Here is a 17888-nt window from a genome sequence, read left to right on the forward strand (position 1 = left end):
GAAATCAATGATAAACCCTGAATTCAGTCTGTTATCACTTATTCGTAAACCGGTACAACAGTTCTCCAGGCGTATTCCTTTCTGGTTATTGTGCTGTGGGTTGTATGTCGGGCTGCCAGGCGGCTTCCCCATGCCCGGTTATTCGGCCCAAAACAACCTGGTCGAACCGCTGAAGGCATATAAAACATGCAGCCAGCAGTTAACACCGAATGATGACCGTTACCTGGGGAGAGTCATTCAAACCCAGCTCGCGTCTCTTTACCAGAAAAATGAAGACTTTCAGGCGCAACTGAAAAAAAACAGCAGGCCGCTCACCGACGGCATCGTTGGCCCAACAACCCGCTACTGGCTGGACTATTTCTGCGGTGAATTTGCGTTCAGCGCGCCCGCGTCATCAACCAACCAGCACCAGTATTTTATTGAATCTTTACTGATTGACTTAAGCCGCGCAGCTCAGCTAAATACACTATTCCCGACATGGCGTACGGTAATAAAGCCACCGGAACTGCTCCATTTAACGTCTGCCGAAATAGTGAAAAGGCTCACCCAGAGCACGCCACACGCTGATAACGGAGGAGGGACATCCACACCCGCAACCTCACCGGGTGAGGACAGGCCAGACAGTGATACCGAAGCCTATTATTATCAACTGACAGAAAATGATTTCGCCAGCCTGGCGTTACGCCAGACCGTGCTGGAGGAATTTGCAAAATTAGAAAAGCAACAATTTGACCAACGCAGCCAACTTTATAATCAACTTAGTGGGTTATTTACTCAGTTGAATATTCCCATCACCCCACAACTCAATCTGGATAATTTAATTGACTCTTACACCATAGAGGTACATCAACCCAGCACCAGTTCGACAACCAGTACCAGCACCAGCCAAATTACGAGCAGTGCTAATAATGATGCCAGTACCGGTAATAATGACACCAGTACAGGGACTTCAGCCGCCAATACAGATAGTAAGAACACCACTGCAAACAACACATCCGGCACGACCGACAAGGTAAACGCTGACAGCAACCAGACCGGTACGGAGAATTCAAACACCACCACGCCTAATACATCCAATCAGGTGGTGGAAACCAGTACGCAAAGTAACACGGAAACAACCGCACAACAGTTAGTGTGGCAGGTGAATTCTGAAGAGCTCAGTAAAACCATCAAACAATCAGGTATTACCGCATTATCTAAAGAAGAGTTGAAAGCACTGACACCACTGCAGGATGAAGTTTTCCCCAGCCTTTATTTATTAAAAACAGCCGTAAAAGCATCAGGTATTTCACCGGCCAGCCTGCAGGACAAAGGCGTATTTACCTTAGCGCGGAAGACAGGCCTCAGCCCTGTTCATGCCATCCCTATGCAATGGGTGGCCCCTCCGGACTGTAATTGCCAGGATAGTGTCCGCTCGGTATTTAATGTGGGTACCTTTTATGGCTTTTACCCGTACTGGCAACATCTTAGTAAGGGGCAAACTCTTGATTTTAGCCGTCTGGATCGTATTGGTTATATTGGAGCGGTAATGAAGCCTGAAGGGAATGGCAATACGTTAGTGCTGCCACAAAACTGGTTGGCCGACCCAAGGTTTAGCCAGTTTATTCAAACCTCCCACCGTTATCGCACAAAACTCGATTTGGTAGTCACCACACCACGAAATTTGTCGCGAGCCCAACTGACTGCGCTTTTTACAGACGACATGGTGAAACGCCTGGTTGCATCCGTCACTACCCCAATGGATAAATACTTAATTAACAATGTGCAACCCTGGATAAGTTTTGGCATAGAAACTGTTCCAGCCATGGCTGATGGTATTACTTTGGATATCGACCTTTCTGTTTTAAATACTCCGGAAAGCCAGCAGGCCTTCTTTTCGTTTCTGGATAAGCTAAAGATTGCATTACGCCAGAGCTACCAGCCTAAATCTGTCGCCAGTGACTTAGATTATCCGGCCCAAAGCAACGATGAATATTATTTAAATATCATTCTTCCCATTAAAGATATGGTGACGCCGGGTAATAATTTTTATAACTTTAAAAATATCGATACATTAACACACCTGACCAATCTCCTGGTCGTCAGGCCTGGTTCGCCTGAAACCAGAGATAACGCAAAAGATGCACTCACTCAAATAAAAGAATTACAACAGTGGTTAAGTAATCAGACAGACCAGTCAGAAGTGCAGCAGGTCTATAAGCGACTGGTACCGATGCTGATCACTGAAGATAACCGCAACCAAACACAAGCGCTGACTCAACTGGTTAATCTTTCAAGCTGGAGCTTCCTGGGGGCGGCATACTGGCCATTGCCATTAAGCAGCACTAATGAGAAACTGATCGAAAAAACCTTCTTCCCGTCAGCCACTCAATACCCTAAACCCATTAACCAGTTGCTCAACAGCATTAACAGCTTGTTAAACTGGTTTTGTATTTATCGCCTCGAATTACGGGCAGGTTTATTTGTATCCTTTGTGTTTATTATCGCATTCCTGGTTGCCTGTATTTGGTGCTTCCCACTGAGAAAACACCTGAGCCGGGTGCCTTTTGTTGCACTGACATCAATATCTATCAGTGGGTTAATGCTGGTGTTCGTGGCCGACCCGGCATTCCAAAATTACCAGGGTCCAATTATGTTAGTTTCTATTGTGGTGATTGGCTGGATATTATTTGCGGTGCGAATGGTAAGGAAGGAAGGGGATAAGCCTTAGGGGGATTTTTTAGCTGCGGTTTGGTGCTGCGCTGTTATTTTTAATATACAGATGCAGCACAAACCACAAACCAGTTTTGTAAAAGCTCAACACTTTTTCAATATTGTAATAAACAGAGTAAAAGCTGGTACAACTCATTTTAATAAAACTAAGGTGGACCATGATTTAACCAACTTTATTTGTATATAAAATCGCTTACTTTCATGCAGTTAAGCGAAAATCCTCAATACGCATGCCCGTATCTCAGTCCCACTACTGGTTGAGTAAGTCGTCTACAGTCTTTGATATATTCTCTTCTTCATCGAGTTCTTTCTTAGACTCTCGTTCTTCACTATAACTTTCAGGTTCCGGACCTGTGTAAGGTTTTGGCTCAAAGGAGTCATAGGATTCATGTATTGGTTTTTTTCCGGCATTTTCTTTGGTTAAAACCAATTCAAATTCCTCCCCTTCTTTTACTTCAACTTGCTCATCTTTAACCTTGAAACCCGATTTTGTATAAGAGGTCTTTGCTGAGAATGCTGAGGTAACTTCTATTTCATTCGGCGTATCCTTCTGTTGTAATAATTTCTTAACCGCTGCCAAAAGTGCGCTTCCCCCTCCCCGTATTTCTGGGTTACCTATCATCCACCTAAGGTAAAGTGGCTCATTTTCTCTTTCCTCTACAATTAATACACCTACTAAATCTTCAGTACCCTTCATGACCGCTTTAATTCGCCATTGCCGCATACTGGGTTCAAAACGCTTGTGGTTTTCATATGCCATATCCAATGCCACATCCCAACCATCATCCTCTTGTTCCCAATATCTCCCAGAAGCCTTTTTTCTGCTACCTTCACGGTCTTCCTTATTAATCTTTATCACCCCTATACTTCGGCTCCTTTCACGCAGCCCCTTCCCTCCCCATTTTTTAGCTATCTCTCCCAGTTTTCTCGGTATATCTTCTTTATTCCAATCTGAGATATTTTTTAATTCAATATCATTTGTTGTAGTGTCTTGTTGTTCCTCATCCTTATCTAATTGAATTGTTTCTTTGCGTACATAATATCTTTCTGCATTATCTTCCAGGCTTGTTACCTTGCCAGTCTGAGGAATTATCTTCAACACTCTAACCCATTCATACACCTTATCACCCTTTTCATCACTCTGCCTTTTGTCTTTATTTTCCTGGTTTGACCCACGCCGTGAAATAACTACTGGTGTAGTATCAACAATCAGCCTGTCTCCTTTTTTCAACTGACCGCCATTATCGGGATTTAATTCATTAGCCAGTGCGTTCTCACCACCAAATAATGATTTATCTGTGTACGCGACGATGTGTGTAACCCCCCACGTTACTGTTGCGTCCTTTTGCACCCGCTGAACCGGTGATACATTAGCCGTACTATCCGATACCGTGTGCTGATTGAACACTTGCTGCTGTATTTCTCTTTGCTTAATAGCATCAGGACGATTGTCTGCAAGATGGAAGGGAGAGTTATTACTTTTCTTTACCGGGGGAATAGAGTCAAAAACAGCTCTACTTCTGTTTTCTTTTGGTTTATCTGACTTTTTATACATACATCAATCCTTTTAACTTATTGTTAGAAGATGCTATAGCATTTTTTCTTTATTTGAGTAGTATGATAAAAACATCTTAACGACCTCCTGACTTTATTAAAAAGTACGGAAATTTATTTTTATGAAATCATCATACATCCACATTAATTAATATAACCATGAAGCCCCGTTGTTAATTGTAACATTCCACGAAATCAAAAAACCATTTCAAATAAACTACTCCACTGTTATGTTATTAACTCCTGTAATTTCTTTCATATTTTCTATTGCTTGTTCCTTAGAGTCCTTATCTAACTCAGCATTTGCTATCACAATTTTGTCAACATCGTTTTTATAAGAAACATCTCCATGTATTTGAACCTCAATAAAATTCCAGTCGGGATTATTAGCATCCTCACCTGAAGTAACAATTTCACTTTGGCCTTGAGTATCTAAAGACATCCAGTTAAGTCCCTGTTCTTTTTTCCTACTGCAATACTCAACTAATCCGGCTATTCCATTCTCTGTTAATGGAAATGCCAAACCAGCCAGTCCGCCGGCATCACCTAAACTATCACCTCCAGTGATGGTACATCTTTCTTTAATTTTATCTTTAAATTGCATATGGCTATGACCATAATACTTTGACGGCGCCGCACCCTGGCTATAACCAGCAAAATTTAAAGCTGCATATTTTGGCCTTAAATTAGGGGGCACTTTACTATTCAACCTCGTGGCTTTTTCTTTATCGTCAGTAATTTCTCTAATACTACTATTGATTCCTCTTCGAATGCCAAATTGCTCATTTTCTATCTCATCTCTTTTTTCTACATAACCTTTCAAATTCCCCGACATCACACCATGATGTTTTAATACTTCAAAAGAATTAAGCATTCTGGGCATAGTCCATTTATTTGTAGTAGCATAGTTAAAGTTAAATGTTACTCGCGCGTTATTCATTTTATTAATTAATTTTTTGGCTTTTTCGTTGTCGATATTTTTTCTTCCATCGCCCAACTCCATATCACTGTGTTCTTTTGCAAACTTCACTTGTTTTTTAGCTCGTACTAAGCTACGTTCATACTGCATATCCGGATCGAATATTTTTTTAACTTCTTCAGTTGAAGATTTTTTAGCTAAGTCATGAGCACGAACCATCGCATCAAATGAATTACCACTTGTTAAGATTTTCTTATATATTTCAAGACGCTCACGTTGCTCACCGTCAATTTCACCCTTGAGTTTATTATTTATTCCCTCAAGACGAGCTGAAACTCTGAATCTTCCTTTTTTCTCTATGTGATCTGGTGCAGGCCCAAAAAGTAACGTGTCGATATTCTCAACATTAGATCTTTGAATGGCGAGACCTGGCCGATTATCAATAAATGCAAAACCTTTCCTCTTGTTATTGTGAATAACAGAGGAATCCACTGAGCAATGTTTATTTTTCTCTGCCAGCAAACTATTATTTTGAGGTTTTGCAACTTGTTTATACATACAGGCCTCTTTTAAATATGCTCTTATTCTCTATTAGGTTCACCAGTCTTTTAATTCAACCATTTCTACTTTTATTGTCAGGATGTTAAATGGCTAATATCCACACTGACATTGCCAGTTGCATCAATATAGCTATCACTCTTTTCATCAAATTTACAGTTAGTTACTGACCATTTGCCACCCAGGTACTTCTTATTATTTGCAACTTTTGCTGTTACATTCCCTTTCGTTCCAATAGCTTCCCATCCATTTACCTCAACTTTGACAAGCCGTTCCTCCCAATTATCAGATGTATCTCCATAATCCTCACCCGACCATTCTCCTGCTGGCGGAACAAGCGCATCACTGTTATCAATTGCACTTTCCCAGTCGGCCCGTTTTGCGAGATTGTTTGGGGCAGTACCCGCCACAATTCCGGGAGGCCCGCCTGTATCAATTCTGGCTTCGGTAACAGACACCGCTTCTCCAATATTGTTGGCGACATGTTTAGTGATGAATTCTTGATTAAGAGTATAAGGTACCGGTTTGTCTTCCTGTGCAGTTCCCTTCGCTCCCTTCAAACGTTGAACAACTTGATTATCAAAAAGTCGCGCTACCACTGCGGTTCTCACTGAAGATGATTGATCCTGGCTGGCAACCTCTTGTGACTGCCGTTGTTTTATAGTTTCAGCCCGATTATCCACAAGCTCATGACCATAATTCTCAGTGTTTTTCTTCTGAGTAACAGCCCTTGTTTGAAGCTTTCTCGATTTCTCAACATGTGTAAACATACAGGAAAACCTTTCAGATTTAAGCAACATTAATTACACATCATATTGGTTATGAGAGATAAACTTATATTTAGCAATACTGTTAAGTATAAACACCCTTTCAAGAAAATTCACTTGTTAGCTGTTTTATCATATTAAATAATGCTCTGACCACATAAAAACCGTTGTCAGGATTTTCATGAACATTAGTCAGCGCCTTAGATAGTTTTTGAGCTGTAAGGCCATAAACGTCAAGATCTTTTTCTTTTTTGTTTTTAGAGGAAAGTAAGCTTTGATAAAACTGCTCTTCCATTTGAATCAGAACTTTGGCTTTGGCATTAAGAAATTCATTTTTTTCTTCATTATTTTTCATTTTATTCCAGTGAGTAACCCAGGAAAAGGTTTGATCAACTCCATAGGATACACGTTTAGGGCCAGCAAACAGGTTTTCATTGCATAATACATTATGATATTCCAATAGCAGTACTGTAGTATTGTCACTATTAAATCCAGAGACTATATTTTGTTTATGATGCCCCAGTTCATGCAGAAGATTTCGTTGATAATTCGCCATTTTTTCAGTTATAACAACGGCACCAATTTTATGATTATAAGCGGCCCCACCTAATAAACTAAGCAAGTCTTTAGCTGTAGCTTCGGTATATTCTTTCTCCTGGCCAGGCCCTTGCTGCATAGATGTTAGAGATTCTTTTTTCTCTTCTTCGGAAAGACCAACAACGTACCCTTCGGGATAGTCCTTAAACTTGGTATTAGCCATAACTTTATCGGGAACTTCAATTATTTTATTTCCCTCAAAAGGAATCTTCAATTTTTCACACGCACTTTTAACTGCTTCATAATCTATTACACGCTGAATAATCAATCTGGATGATAAGGTATTATGAGCAAAAGTGCTTTTTGCATATAACTGAACAATATCAGCTGCTTGAGGATTATTGTTAATAAGCTTTTTAATTTTTCTTTGAAACACAGAAGCATCCCGATTATCACTAAGCCAACTCTTTGATTTTTCCTTATTTTTATTTTGAGCAATGGGATGAGCGGCCACTCTTTTTTGGTCTTTTCGCTCTTCTGTTTGTGCATACATATCTCACCCCTGTGCATTTTTCTATGTTATGACTCATTCAGTGGCTGTAACAACCGTGGCGCCGTGGGCATTTTTAAACACCTGATCCCATTGTTTTTCACCGGTCTTGAAACTTACTTTTTCCACAGCCCCTAACCACCGCGCAGCGCCTTAGCCCCCATCACATCCGCCTCATGCTCTAACGCAGGGTTATCATTCACTGCCATGCCTGCAACAGAGGTGGTTGGGGCAACACGCCCCTGGGCCTGCTGCACTACATGGCCCAGTTCGTGGGGTAAGTGTTTTTCCTGGCCGGAAGCAAGGTGGATATCACTGCCCTGGGCATAAGCATGGGCCTGCACGGCAGCGGGTTTTGCCGAGTTGTAATGCACTCTGACGTGGTCCAGGCTCATACCGCTGAGATTTTCCATGCCGCTTTTTAAATTATCGGGTAGCCCGGTTTGATTGGCCTGCCGTTGCACGGTTTCCCCCCGGTTATCTTCCAGTGCAGCGGCCTGATTCTCTTTACGCTGCGATACTGCTGTCTGGGAAACTGCCTGCCGGGTTGATTGCTGTTGTTCTGTCTGGCTGGAAAACATAAGCTGCCGCCCTCGTTCTCAATCGTGTTGTATCAAACAGAAAACCACCCTGTTCCGCTTTCTCGCACCAACAGTGCTGAACTTATTCACTCAAAAAACATTTTGTTATCTTTTCTGAATTCCTGGCGAATGCTGGCAATAATGTCGCCCTGGGTCACTGTGCGCTCATCACGCTGAATGGCGGTTAATGCGCACTGGCGCAGTACGTTGATAATCTGCCCCCCGGAAACTTCATAGCGGTCTGCAATGGCGGGCAAATTGACATCCCCGGCGAGTTCACACACGCCATTAAAAGCGTTCTGCCATAGCTGTAAACGCTCCTGCGGGCCGGGAATGGTAAATTGCACCATACTCTGAAAACGCCGGGTAAAGGCTTCATCCATATTGGTTTTTAAGTTGGTGGCAATAATAACCGTACCGGGGAAGTCCTCTATTTTTTGCAGCAAATAACCGGTCAGTTGGTTGGCATGCCTGTCATTGGAGGAACTAACTTCAGAACGTTTACCAAACAAGGCGTCGCCTTCATCAAAAAACAGGATCCACTCTTTATAGCTGGCTGCTTCAAACACCCGTGATAAGTTTTTCTCGGTTTCACCAATGTATTTCGACACCACCATGGATAAATCTACGCGGTAGACTTCCCGCCCGGTGGCTTTACCCAATAATGCCGCTGTCAGGGTTTTCCCCGTCCCCGGTGGGCCAAAAAATACAGCGCGGTAACCCGGCTTTACCTTTTTCGCCAGTTGCCATTCTTCCATCAACTTATGGCCATAGTTGAGCCACGCATGGAGCTCTTCAACCTGCGCCATAACTTCCGGGTCGAGTACTAAATCGTGCCATTCAAGTGGGGATTCCAGTATATGCGCCGGGAAGCTGGCGCTTAATTCCGGGCGCAACCGCTGCCCGGTCATAAAATAGTGCAGCCACTCTTCGTTTAGCCGATAAACACCCGCCCATTTAGGTACGCCGTCATCAACAGATAACAGTTGCGTGACCTGTTCGGCCATCAGGCGGTGTTTATTTGAAAAGATTTCCTGTGTGTAAATGCGCCAGTCGGGGTTATTGGCACTGATCAGAAAATTGAGCGTTTGCCCGGTCGGAATAAAACCACTGAAGGCTTTGTCACTGACACCGCCAAATTCAGTAAAAGGGCGGTCTGTCAGGCTGTTAAGACCAAAGAAAATATCAAGGGTATCGGGTTTTACACTGGGTGCCATGGCAAGCGCCAGCCCCAGGCGTTCAAAAATGGATAATTGCCAGTCGGTAACCAGATCCGCATAGGGTGCCCCTTTTACTAATTCCGGAGGCGGAATATCCAGCCAGTGGCGTTCATGCCCTTCTTGTTTAAGGTAGCTGCATATAACCTGATTAATAACCTGCGACAACCACGCCATTTCGCGCCAGAGCACAATGACATTGGTTGTTTGCAGATAGTTTTCGGCATTTGCTGGTTTGAGCATGGCACATCCTTGCAAAGAGGTGCATCAGGCTGAGTTCTGCTGTTTGCCAGCAGCGTACACAACGAACCAATTATAGCACGCAACTCATTCAGGCTACTTTTTAAACACTTTTATTCACGATATGCCATTGGGCGCTCATTCCAACATTGGACCGGAATACCCAGGCAGCACATTCAGCGCTTAACTGATTCTGAAGTGGTCAACAAAAACTGGCCACGGCTTCAGCGTTTTTCCCACATCGGCTTTCCGATTCGTTTTACCGGGATGCTTATAAGCAACAATTGGTGTCCCCTGGCTGGATGTTCGGGGGGATAAGGAATGAAGCAGCACGCAAGGTATGTTGTGCTGCCTAATTAAATCAGCGTCAATTGTTATTTGACTGTACGTCCTTCAGTATAGGCTTTAGGGGCGTCATTCAAACTCATGACATTAGCCCCACCACCATAACTTGGATTTTCTTCTTGAACAGGATCATCTGCCCAATTGCAAACCGGACAATTTTCATAGTTCCTAATATCCGAAAATTCATATTTATGGCAACAAGGGCATAAATATACTGGACTATTCATTATTTCATCCAATTGCTATTTTAATTTTCGATATTAGTTCATCTTTATCCCATCCCACACTATATTTAGCCTCGGGAGCATCCCAACAACTATTAGCTATTCGATTAATAATAAATTCGCCATTCGTTTCAAACGCGGGATACCAACCAACATCAACAATAACCCCAGACTTAAATGATAATTGTAACAAATCCTCATCTAAGACCATTACTTGTGATTCTATACCCTGCGAAAAATCAATAGCCGATAATTCATCAAATATATTTATAAGTTCAAGATAAAAATCGGTTCCTAGAATACTGTATTTTTTCATCATTTCAAAAGTTTCCTTGCTACGTCAGCATCTATTGGGTGAGAGTGTATTGTGTCTTGCGACTCCTTTGTCACAACCCACGAGGTTTCCTTACCTTTATAAGCTCCTTGAACAGTATCAAACTCTTTTACCTTCCAATTTTGACCATTTGTAGTCGGTGTTCCTGTTTCCCATACATCATGGTCAATACTTGCAATATCTGCACCTTGTTTAAATTTAGCTGGCCCTGTTTTTGTGCTATCAATCACATCTTTCCACGATTTATTCTTTGGTGGATGATGTTTATATCCATGAGCAAACGACGTTTTATTTTCACTAAGGTAAATATAAATCGGCGGAATATCCAATACTGGCAGGATAAGAATATAATCCGCAAATGTCTTTTCTTCCGGTGCCGGGCTGGTTGTCGCCTCTATACCGGTATTTTCCGGCAGCGGTTCAACAATAACCGGGTTTGGTATCCTTACCGGGCTCTGGTTGCCTGTATTTGACGGAACATTGACTCCTGAACTGTCTGGCGTCCAGATAATAGTAATACGCGGAGCTTCCTCTGTGGTATCGCCCCCATTAGTCCGTTCTCCTGTTCTTAAAAACATGACCTGACCAAATACCGGGGGGAAATTCACTGGTATATTGACGACGCATTCCTTTTCCTTGTCATATTTGTGGTTAAGCTGATGCAATACTAACCGATCATTAATTTGACTTAAAATCGTTGTTTGTTATGAATTTACAAAAAACAAAAAAACAATGATGACGCTTTCAGCTTAGGGCATTAATGAATTGACGGTCACTTTACCTATCTCGCTGAGTTCAGAAAATAACCTTCTGTAGCTGTTTATCATTTGTTCTCTGTCCAAATCATCGTCAGCTTCTGACAGGAGGTAATAGCCGTAATCTTTAATGCAGATGCTTTCACCACTTTCTAAATAGCTACGCAGAATAGTAGATCACTTTGAGGGAACTCAGCCCGGAACAATTTGAAAACGAAAACCTCGCTTAGGCTGTGTCCACATTACGTGGGTCGGGTCACATCAGTTAATTTCCACGTATAGGTGACGCGAACAACTTTCTGATTACCGTTGCCCAGCACGGTCCATTCTTTGACTTCATCAACAATACGGCGACCAACACAAACACCTTCTTTGGCATCCCGGATTTTGGCTTGTTTACCTTCATCTGTTATCCCAAGCGTATTGTTATCCCAGTCTTCAACAAGGCCATTTTCATCTATCCACTCATATAACAGCTCTATTTCCTTCGGTATTTCCATATTATTTGATAGTTTCTTAAATTCTTTCTGCGGGTCCAAAAACAAATCACTCACAAATTAGCCATCAAGATAAAAATCATATTTATTAGGAACATTAAATCCTAAGATAGAAAAGCAGCACATGTATTAATGCACTGCTCAATATATGGTTTTATAATAACTTACTTTCAAGATATAACATAAATTCTTTTACCTCATCAATAGTAGTGTACCACTCTGATACTTTTTCACCTTCTGAATACGCATCATATTCCCCTGCATATTCATTTAACTTATGAACAGAAAAATCTTGTATCTCACCAGCAAAAATCATTTTATTTTGAATGATAACTTGTGCATCTTTATAATAAAGAACCCATGAGAATATAAAATTAACTGTTTCTGGACTGTACATAGATACAGCCAGAACTGAATGATCGCGTTTTTTTAAACCCTGTTTAATATTTTCAATCCAGCTCTCTTGATATTGCTTAATACTCCAATATGTTAATGGTATTTGCATCCCTTCATCAAAATTTCCAATAACTATTTTAGCTGGCAAAACTATTTCATTAAATGCCGATTGAATAGCTTTATTTTCTGTAAAAATACCGAACATATTATCACCCCTTTATTCTATTTAAATCTTTGTCATATGTTCCTAAACGAACGCCTCTTTTACTGATTTTTTTCCAACCATAAGATACGTTGTGTCCATCAACGTCAGGAGTTATATAATCTTTTCCATTAAAGAACGCTGGTTGTCCATGAGAGTTAAATGGCACTTTATTCGCAGAAACGCGGCGGTCATACCCAAGCTTTCTAGCTGCTTCCGCTGCTTCCTTCCCTTTAAGAACAGAGCTAAGATATATATAAATCGGCGGAATATCCAATACTGGCAGGATAAGAATATAATCCGCAAATGTCTTTTCTTCCGGTGCCGGGCTGGTTGTCGCCTCTATACCGGTATTTTCCGGCAGCGGACCAACAGTAACCGGGTTCGGTATCCTTAACGGGTTCTGGTTGCCTGTATTTGACGGAACATTGACTCCTGAACTGTCTGGCGTCCAGATAATCGTAATACGCGGCTCTTCCTCTGTGGTGAACGTATACGCCTTTCGGTTGCTGTCCCACTCCATTTTACGCACACGCACCCTGTCTTTGCCGGGTGGTGTATGCCAGCCATGAGGAACCGGATTGCCTTTATCATCCTGTTCCCATGTATAACGCACCCGTGTTGGCGCTTCACGCATCTGTTCCAGACGCATCCGGTCAATGAAGTCCTGTTCACCATCATTGAGCCTGCCGGGCATCATTCCCATCACGACTGCGGCGACGGGCGCACCGGGGCCGCTGGCGGCTATTCTCCCGGCCCCGCCTGCCATCTCACCCAGTTTTACCGCCCATGTTCCTGGCGTAATGGCTCTTCCACCTACCAGCCCAAAAACGCTGGCACCTTTAACAGCCGCCTGAGCATTAGCCGCACTTGTTGCTGCGGCTACCGCTGCCTGATAATCCATTTCCTCATGGTTACCGTTCAGCCATTTATACAGGGCGCTTCGCTGCTTCGGCTTTGGAATATCTTCACCAGGTTTCTTTTTCCTGGCAGTCTGAGCATATTGAGGAACATCCGTATCTGATGCGGGTTCGGCAGGAGGAACGGACTGATAAAATGCCATTTCGCCAAAGTTGATATGGGGCTCTGGCGCTTCACCGGCATCATTACAGCCCTCACCCCGAAGGCAGGATTTGGCAAAGACACGATTACGATCACGTTCTTCTGCCAGTCGTTTTTCCCCGGTCTCCTGCTGTTCCAGCTGAGTAACAGGCGCAGGCAATGGTGCCTTTTCTGCCTGCTCTTCGGGCGTATCATCTCTGATATAACAATCCGGGATTGTCTGTATAAACCGTGCACCGCACGGACAGGAGCTTACACTGTCCAGTGTTCCAGCCAGCCTTCTGCCGTTGTCCCATGAATCCGGTGTACCACCCAGAATTCTGTACACTCCCGGATGCTGGCCGCACGATACAAGGTCACCTTCCCGTGCCCCCGCCACACCATACCAGCTCAGCGTTTCATCCCCGGTCAGTATCTTTCCCCCGCAGGTAGTCGAATCGCCCACCCGCAGGTAAAACCCCATCGCTCCCATTAGTCCGTTCTCCTGTTCTTTAAAACATGACCTGACCAAATACCGGGGGGAAGTTCACTGGTATATTGACGACGCATTCCTTTTCCTTGTCATATTTGTGGTTAAACTGATGCAATACTAACCGATTGGTAATTTGACTTAAAATCACTTTATCTTTATGTGATTACAAAAAAATTTGTTATTTATTTAATATAAAAGCACCAAATAAACACACATGAATGGCAAATGACATGGGCTGATACCACAGCATACGATTTAGATTATTTAGCAGAATTTGTTCCTGACACACTCAACACGGAGAGTGCAGAAAACGATTTAATCCACGCTGATGAGGGTAGATATCATCCTGGCAAACCAACTATTCTGTACAAAAAAGAGCCCCGGATACTTCCCGTGCTGCACCTGGTTTATCTGCAAAAAGGTAAAGTATGCATTTCACTTCGTCCCGCTTACTGCTGCGCCCCGTCATCCCCGGTGATGTCGATTGTCTGTTTCGTATTTATGGCGACCCGCAAACCCAGCAATTCAACCCTGCCGGGCCTTATCCTTCCCTGGATTATGCCCGGGGAATATTGCGTTCCTGGCTGGAACACAGCAACCAGCCCGGGTTTGGGCACTGGGCAATTCTTCTTCAGGAAAACCCGCATGAAATTATTGGCTTTGGTGGGTTAACACCGCGTGTTGTCTGCGGTTACCACATCAATAATCTGGGCTACCGCTTTGCCCCGCAGTGGTGGGGAAAAGGGCTGGCAACGGAATTTGCCCGGTCAGTGGTGGCATGGGGTTTTGAGCAAGGTAAGCTTAGTGAAATTTCAGCAGTAATACGCCCGGGGCACAGTGCTTCACAACATGTACTGGAAAAAACCGGCTTTCATTTTGAACGAGAAGTAGCAGACCCGGAATACCCTTCTGCGCGCCTGTTCTTCACGCTAACAAAGGCGCAATGGCGCGCCAGCCAGGGGGCTGACGCAAAATGATTACACAACTGCGGGTTGCCCCGCCAGGTAGCCTCCGGCCAGCCGCGTTACCCGGTCAATCGCCTGGTAAAGCGCCTGCGGTGTTACTTTTCCTGGCATATTTTGCATATCTGGCGCGATAACCGACTCCTGAACAATGGCGTCCAGTTCATTCGGATTAAGGTCGGCAATTTCAGCAAGGCGCAGCGGTACGGCGCAGGCATGGGCCAGGGCGATGGCCTCCCGTATCTCCTCGTCACTGCGGTTTTCCAGCGCCAGCAGGCACAGGTTGCCAAAACCCACTAATAAACCATGGCCGAATTCCCGGGTTTTGTCGCAAACAGTAAAGCCTTCATAAATTGCGTGTGCGGCAGCAGCGTGTGCGCCACTGCTCATTAGCGATGTCAGCCCGGCGAACATAAAAATGGCATCCAGCACTTGTTCCAGCGCTGCGTTCGATTGCCCGGCACGGGCAGCTTTACAGGCTTCGGCGCCAAACGTGGCAATCAGGTCATAACAAATACGGCTGTTAGCGCTGGATGCGCTGGCAATCCCACTCAGGTGAGTATGCTGTTCGCCAATAGCGCGGAATTCGTACCATTTTGCCAGCGTGTCGCCCAGTCCTGCAGCCAGCCAGCGCAGAGGTGCCCGCGCCAGTAATTCGCTGTCGATAATTACGGCATGAGGCGCCTGGCTCAGTGGGTAGAGATCGCGGAAATGCCCGTCATCATGGTAACGAATGGTGAGTGGGGTAACCGCCGCACAAGTGGCTGCAATGGTAGGTACGGTAATCACTGGCACATGCGCCGCCACGCCTGTTGCTTTACAGGTATCGAGGGATTTTCCACCACCAACGCCAATAATGACATCTGCCCCCAGTGTTTCGACACAACCCGCAAGGCGGGTGATATTGCTTTCGCTTGACTGCCCACCAAACCACTCACAACCCACCAGGGCTACACCACTTGAGCTAAGCTGTTCACGAATAGTGGACTCAGTGGCCGAAAGGGCCTGATGCCCGCCAATCACTAATGCCCGCTCACCCGCCTTAGCACATATTTCGCCAAGCTGAGCAATCACTCCCGGCCCCCGCAGTATCTGGGCCGGGAAAATGATGTTTTGAGCGCTCATAGTATTTCTCCCTAATTTGTATGTTTGTGTATGACAATAAAAGTCATCGCATACTGGCCTGAACGCACCCCGCTGATGCTCACCACGCACTGCTACCAAACAGCGCCTCAAACAGGCAACCCTGCGTAGATAAAGCGCGGGTAAGCAGGCAGCGAATCACCTCACAAGAGCGGTGACTGAGCAGGCGATAACCTAAAAAAGCAAGGGTTGTGCCACAACTGGCGCAACCCCATCAGGAAACAAACAATGCGGTTACAGGCAATCAGGAACTATAGCCTGGCAGCAACGCAGTAATGGCTTCCGGCCACTGTTCACGGGAAGCCCACAGGCGCATATTTTCGATATCTGGCGCCATCAGGCGGTCTTTTTCCAGGAATGGCACAACAGCGCGAATCGCCGCCAGTTCCGCTTCCAGGTAGCTGGCGCTGTGTAATGGGCGGTGGAACTCAATCCCTTGTGCGGCAGCCATAGCTTCAATGCCCACCACCACGCTGGTGTTAAAGCACATATCTCGCAGGCGGCGGGCGGCACCGGTTGCCATTGAAACGTGGTCTTCCTGGTTTGCTGAAGTAGGCAGGCTGTCCACACTTCCCGGGTGCGCCAGTGATTTGTTTTCTGAAGCCAGTGCAGCCGCGGTCACCTGAGCAATCATAAAGCCGGAGTTAACCCCGCCATCTTTTACCAGAAATGGTGGCAGGCCAGACAAACCGCTGTCGAGCAGCAATGCCATACGGCGCTCAGAAATCGCGCCAATTTCTGCTACCGCCAGCGCGATAATATCTGCAGCAAAGGCAACTGGCTCCGCATGGAAGTTACCACCCGAAATCACATCACCGTTATCGGCAAATACCAACGGATTATCGGATGCGGCATTGGCTTCAATACGTAAAATACGCGCAGCGTGCGTCAGGTTGTCCAGGCATGCGCCCATCACCTGTGGAACACAGCGAATAGAGTACGGGTCCTGAACCCGGCCACAGTGAACATGAGAAGCCACAATTTCGCTGTCAGCCAGCACTTCACGCAATGCCGCCGCCACAGCGATTTGCCCGGCCTGACCACGCGCTTCGTGAATACGCGCATCCAGCGGTTTCACGGAACCTTTAATCGCCTCCAGCGAAAGTGCGCCAGCCATCAACCCGGCAGCAAAAACACGTTCCGCTTCAAATAACCCGGACAACGCCAGTGAAGTGGAAACCTGAGTACCGTTCAGTAATGCCAGCCCTTCTTTCGGCCCCAACTCGAAAGGCACCAGCCCGGCCAGCGCCAGCCCTTCAACGGCCGGGAGCTTTTCACCATTAACCCGCACATGGCCTTCGCCAATCAGCATCAGAGATAAATGCGCCAGAGGCGCCAGGTCACCAGAAGCGCCAACCGAGCCTTTTTCCGGAATACAGGGCATAACGCCGGTATTAAACAAACTAACCAGTGCATCGACAATCTCCGGGCGAATACCAGAATGGCCGCGCGCTAAGCTCAGCACCTTGGTTGCCATCACCAGCCTGACTACGTTATCCGGTAAATCACTGCCCACGCCAACACTGTGAGACAACACCAGATTGCGTTGCAATTCAGCCAGGCGGTCTGCCGGAATACGGGTTTGCGCCAGTTTGCCAAACCCGGTGTTAATGCCGTAAACCACCTCACCGGTATCAACAATATCCAGCACTCGTTGTTGTGCAGCCTCAATACTGGCCCGGGCGCCTTCTGCCAGTGCCAGTTGTACATTACCCTGGTAAATCTGGCGTAATTCTGCCAGCCCTGCCTGGCCTGGGTGAAGTTCACAACGGATTAAGTGCGGGGTAGTTGCAGCCATAGTCTATTCCTGTATATACAAGTTTGGCGAAAAAAATCGTTTAGTTTAAACGCCCTGCGAGCA

Annotated in this window: 15 protein-coding genes and 1 pseudogene; 2 read left to right on the forward strand and 14 right to left on the reverse strand. The window is 45.1% G+C overall.

All coding sequences use genetic code 11. The annotated features are described in order from the left end of the window. The first annotated feature begins 7 nt into the window (after positions 1-7). Positions 8-2710, forward strand: coding sequence for a hypothetical protein (locus MPHASIOC01_RS11870; protein ID WP_064594900.1), 2703 nt, complete (start codon positions 8-10; stop codon positions 2708-2710). Between the two features lie 252 nt (positions 2711-2962). Here MPHASIOC01_RS11870 and MPHASIOC01_RS11875 read toward each other — a convergent pair whose 3' ends face one another. From MPHASIOC01_RS11875 to MPHASIOC01_RS11930, 12 genes and pseudogenes are all read right to left on the reverse strand, one after another. After that, positions 2963-4267: a hypothetical protein gene (locus MPHASIOC01_RS11875; protein ID WP_353614705.1), complete on the reverse strand. Its 1305-nt coding sequence runs from the start codon at positions 4265-4267 to the stop codon at positions 2963-2965. 216 nt (positions 4268-4483) lie between these two features. Further along, entirely contained in the window at positions 4484-5743 is a 1260-nt protein-coding gene (locus tag MPHASIOC01_RS11880; RefSeq protein ID WP_353614706.1) for a DUF3626 domain-containing protein, read from the reverse strand. A gap of 77 nt (positions 5744-5820) precedes the next feature. Further along, a complete protein-coding gene (locus MPHASIOC01_RS11885) occupies positions 5821-6513 on the reverse strand; it encodes a hypothetical protein (RefSeq protein WP_353614707.1) in 693 nt (230 codons plus the stop codon). 100 nt (positions 6514-6613) lie between these two features. Further along, the gene (locus MPHASIOC01_RS11890) at positions 6614-7600 is read right to left on the reverse strand and encodes a hypothetical protein (RefSeq protein WP_353614708.1); all 987 of its coding nucleotides are present in this window, start codon (positions 7598-7600) and stop codon (positions 6614-6616) included. Between the two features lie 131 nt (positions 7601-7731). Continuing rightward, positions 7732-8178 (reverse strand): DUF4157 domain-containing protein, encoded by a 447-nt coding sequence (locus MPHASIOC01_RS11895; protein WP_353614709.1) that lies wholly within the window; start codon positions 8176-8178, stop codon positions 7732-7734. 86 nt (positions 8179-8264) lie between these two features. After that, on the reverse strand, positions 8265-9638 hold the full coding sequence (locus tag MPHASIOC01_RS11900; protein ID WP_353614710.1) for an ATP-binding protein: 1374 nt from the start codon (positions 9636-9638) through the stop codon (positions 8265-8267). A 371-nt stretch (positions 9639-10009) separates the two neighbouring features. After that, positions 10010-10207, reverse strand: coding sequence for a CPCC family cysteine-rich protein (locus MPHASIOC01_RS11905; RefSeq protein ID WP_074388758.1), 198 nt, complete (start codon positions 10205-10207; stop codon positions 10010-10012). A gap of 4 nt (positions 10208-10211) precedes the next feature. Continuing rightward, positions 10212-10523, reverse strand: coding sequence for a hypothetical protein (locus MPHASIOC01_RS11910; protein WP_064594917.1), 312 nt, complete (start codon positions 10521-10523; stop codon positions 10212-10214). After that, the gene (locus MPHASIOC01_RS11915; protein ID WP_353614711.1) at positions 10520-11203 is read right to left on the reverse strand and encodes an S-type pyocin domain-containing protein; all 684 of its coding nucleotides are present in this window, start codon (positions 11201-11203) and stop codon (positions 10520-10522) included. Before MPHASIOC01_RS11915 ends, MPHASIOC01_RS11910 begins: the two co-directional genes overlap by 4 nt. Before the next feature lie 347 nt (positions 11204-11550). Further along, positions 11551-11736 (reverse strand): annotated as a pseudogene (locus MPHASIOC01_RS11920) (hypothetical protein); the annotation flags it as partial. Positions 11737-11944: 208 nt separating this feature from the next. Beyond that, a complete protein-coding gene (locus tag MPHASIOC01_RS11925; protein ID WP_353614712.1) occupies positions 11945-12391 on the reverse strand; it encodes a hypothetical protein in 447 nt (148 codons plus the stop codon). Between the two features lie 4 nt (positions 12392-12395). Further along, entirely contained in the window at positions 12396-13922 is a 1527-nt protein-coding gene (locus MPHASIOC01_RS11930; RefSeq protein WP_353614713.1) for an S-type pyocin domain-containing protein, read from the reverse strand. A 428-nt stretch (positions 13923-14350) separates the two neighbouring features. Between MPHASIOC01_RS11930 and MPHASIOC01_RS11935 the strand changes: the two genes are divergently transcribed. Then, positions 14351-14899, forward strand: coding sequence for a GNAT family N-acetyltransferase (locus MPHASIOC01_RS11935; RefSeq protein ID WP_064594920.1), 549 nt, complete (start codon positions 14351-14353; stop codon positions 14897-14899). Here MPHASIOC01_RS11935 and MPHASIOC01_RS11940 read toward each other — a convergent pair whose 3' ends face one another. Together MPHASIOC01_RS11940 and hutH are read right to left on the reverse strand one after the other, a co-directional pair. Continuing rightward, positions 14900-16009 (reverse strand): iron-containing alcohol dehydrogenase family protein, encoded by a 1110-nt coding sequence (locus MPHASIOC01_RS11940; RefSeq protein WP_353614714.1) that lies wholly within the window; start codon positions 16007-16009, stop codon positions 14900-14902. It abuts the gene before it with no gap. Positions 16010-16271: 262 nt separating this feature from the next. Beyond that, positions 16272-17825 carry a histidine ammonia-lyase gene (hutH, locus tag MPHASIOC01_RS11945; RefSeq protein WP_353614715.1) on the reverse strand — a complete coding sequence of 518 codons (1554 nt, stop codon included), beginning with the start codon at positions 17823-17825 and terminating at the stop codon, positions 16272-16274. Positions 17826-17888 lie beyond the last annotated feature (63 nt).

Origin of the sequence: Mangrovibacter phragmitis (assembly GCF_040429585.1) — a bacterium.
GTDB lineage: Bacteria > Pseudomonadota > Gammaproteobacteria > Enterobacterales > Enterobacteriaceae > Mangrovibacter > Mangrovibacter phragmitis.

Bases quoted from the DNA above. Each gene is read 5' to 3' on its own strand.
- MPHASIOC01_RS11880 (WP_353614706.1), bottom strand. From the start codon at position 5,743: ATGTATAAACAAGTTGCAAAACCTCAAAATAATAGTTTGCTGGCAGAG.
- MPHASIOC01_RS11940 (WP_353614714.1), bottom strand. From the start codon at position 16,009: ATGAGCGCTCAAAACATCATTTTCCCGGCCCAGATACTGCGGGGGCCG.
- MPHASIOC01_RS11870 (WP_064594900.1), top strand. From the start codon at position 8: ATGATAAACCCTGAATTCAGTCTGTTATCACTTATTCGTAAACCGGTA.
- MPHASIOC01_RS11935 (WP_064594920.1), top strand. From the start codon at position 14,351: ATGCATTTCACTTCGTCCCGCTTACTGCTGCGCCCCGTCATCCCCGGT.
- MPHASIOC01_RS11900 (WP_353614710.1), bottom strand. From the start codon at position 9,638: ATGCTCAAACCAGCAAATGCCGAAAACTATCTGCAAACAACCAATGTC.
- MPHASIOC01_RS11885 (WP_353614707.1), bottom strand. From the start codon at position 6,513: ATGTTTACACATGTTGAGAAATCGAGAAAGCTTCAAACAAGGGCTGTT.
- MPHASIOC01_RS11930 (WP_353614713.1), bottom strand. From the start codon at position 13,922: ATGGGAGCGATGGGGTTTTACCTGCGGGTGGGCGATTCGACTACCTGC.
- MPHASIOC01_RS11875 (WP_353614705.1), bottom strand. From the start codon at position 4,267: ATGTATAAAAAGTCAGATAAACCAAAAGAAAACAGAAGTAGAGCTGTT.
- MPHASIOC01_RS11905 (WP_074388758.1), bottom strand. From the start codon at position 10,207: ATGAATAGTCCAGTATATTTATGCCCTTGTTGCCATAAATATGAATTT.
- MPHASIOC01_RS11910 (WP_064594917.1), bottom strand. From the start codon at position 10,523: ATGATGAAAAAATACAGTATTCTAGGAACCGATTTTTATCTTGAACTT.
- MPHASIOC01_RS11890 (WP_353614708.1), bottom strand. From the start codon at position 7,600: ATGTATGCACAAACAGAAGAGCGAAAAGACCAAAAAAGAGTGGCCGCT.
- MPHASIOC01_RS11895 (WP_353614709.1), bottom strand. From the start codon at position 8,178: ATGTTTTCCAGCCAGACAGAACAACAGCAATCAACCCGGCAGGCAGTT.
- MPHASIOC01_RS11925 (WP_353614712.1), bottom strand. From the start codon at position 12,391: ATGTTCGGTATTTTTACAGAAAATAAAGCTATTCAATCGGCATTTAAT.
- hutH (WP_353614715.1), bottom strand. From the start codon at position 17,825: ATGGCTGCAACTACCCCGCACTTAATCCGTTGTGAACTTCACCCAGGC.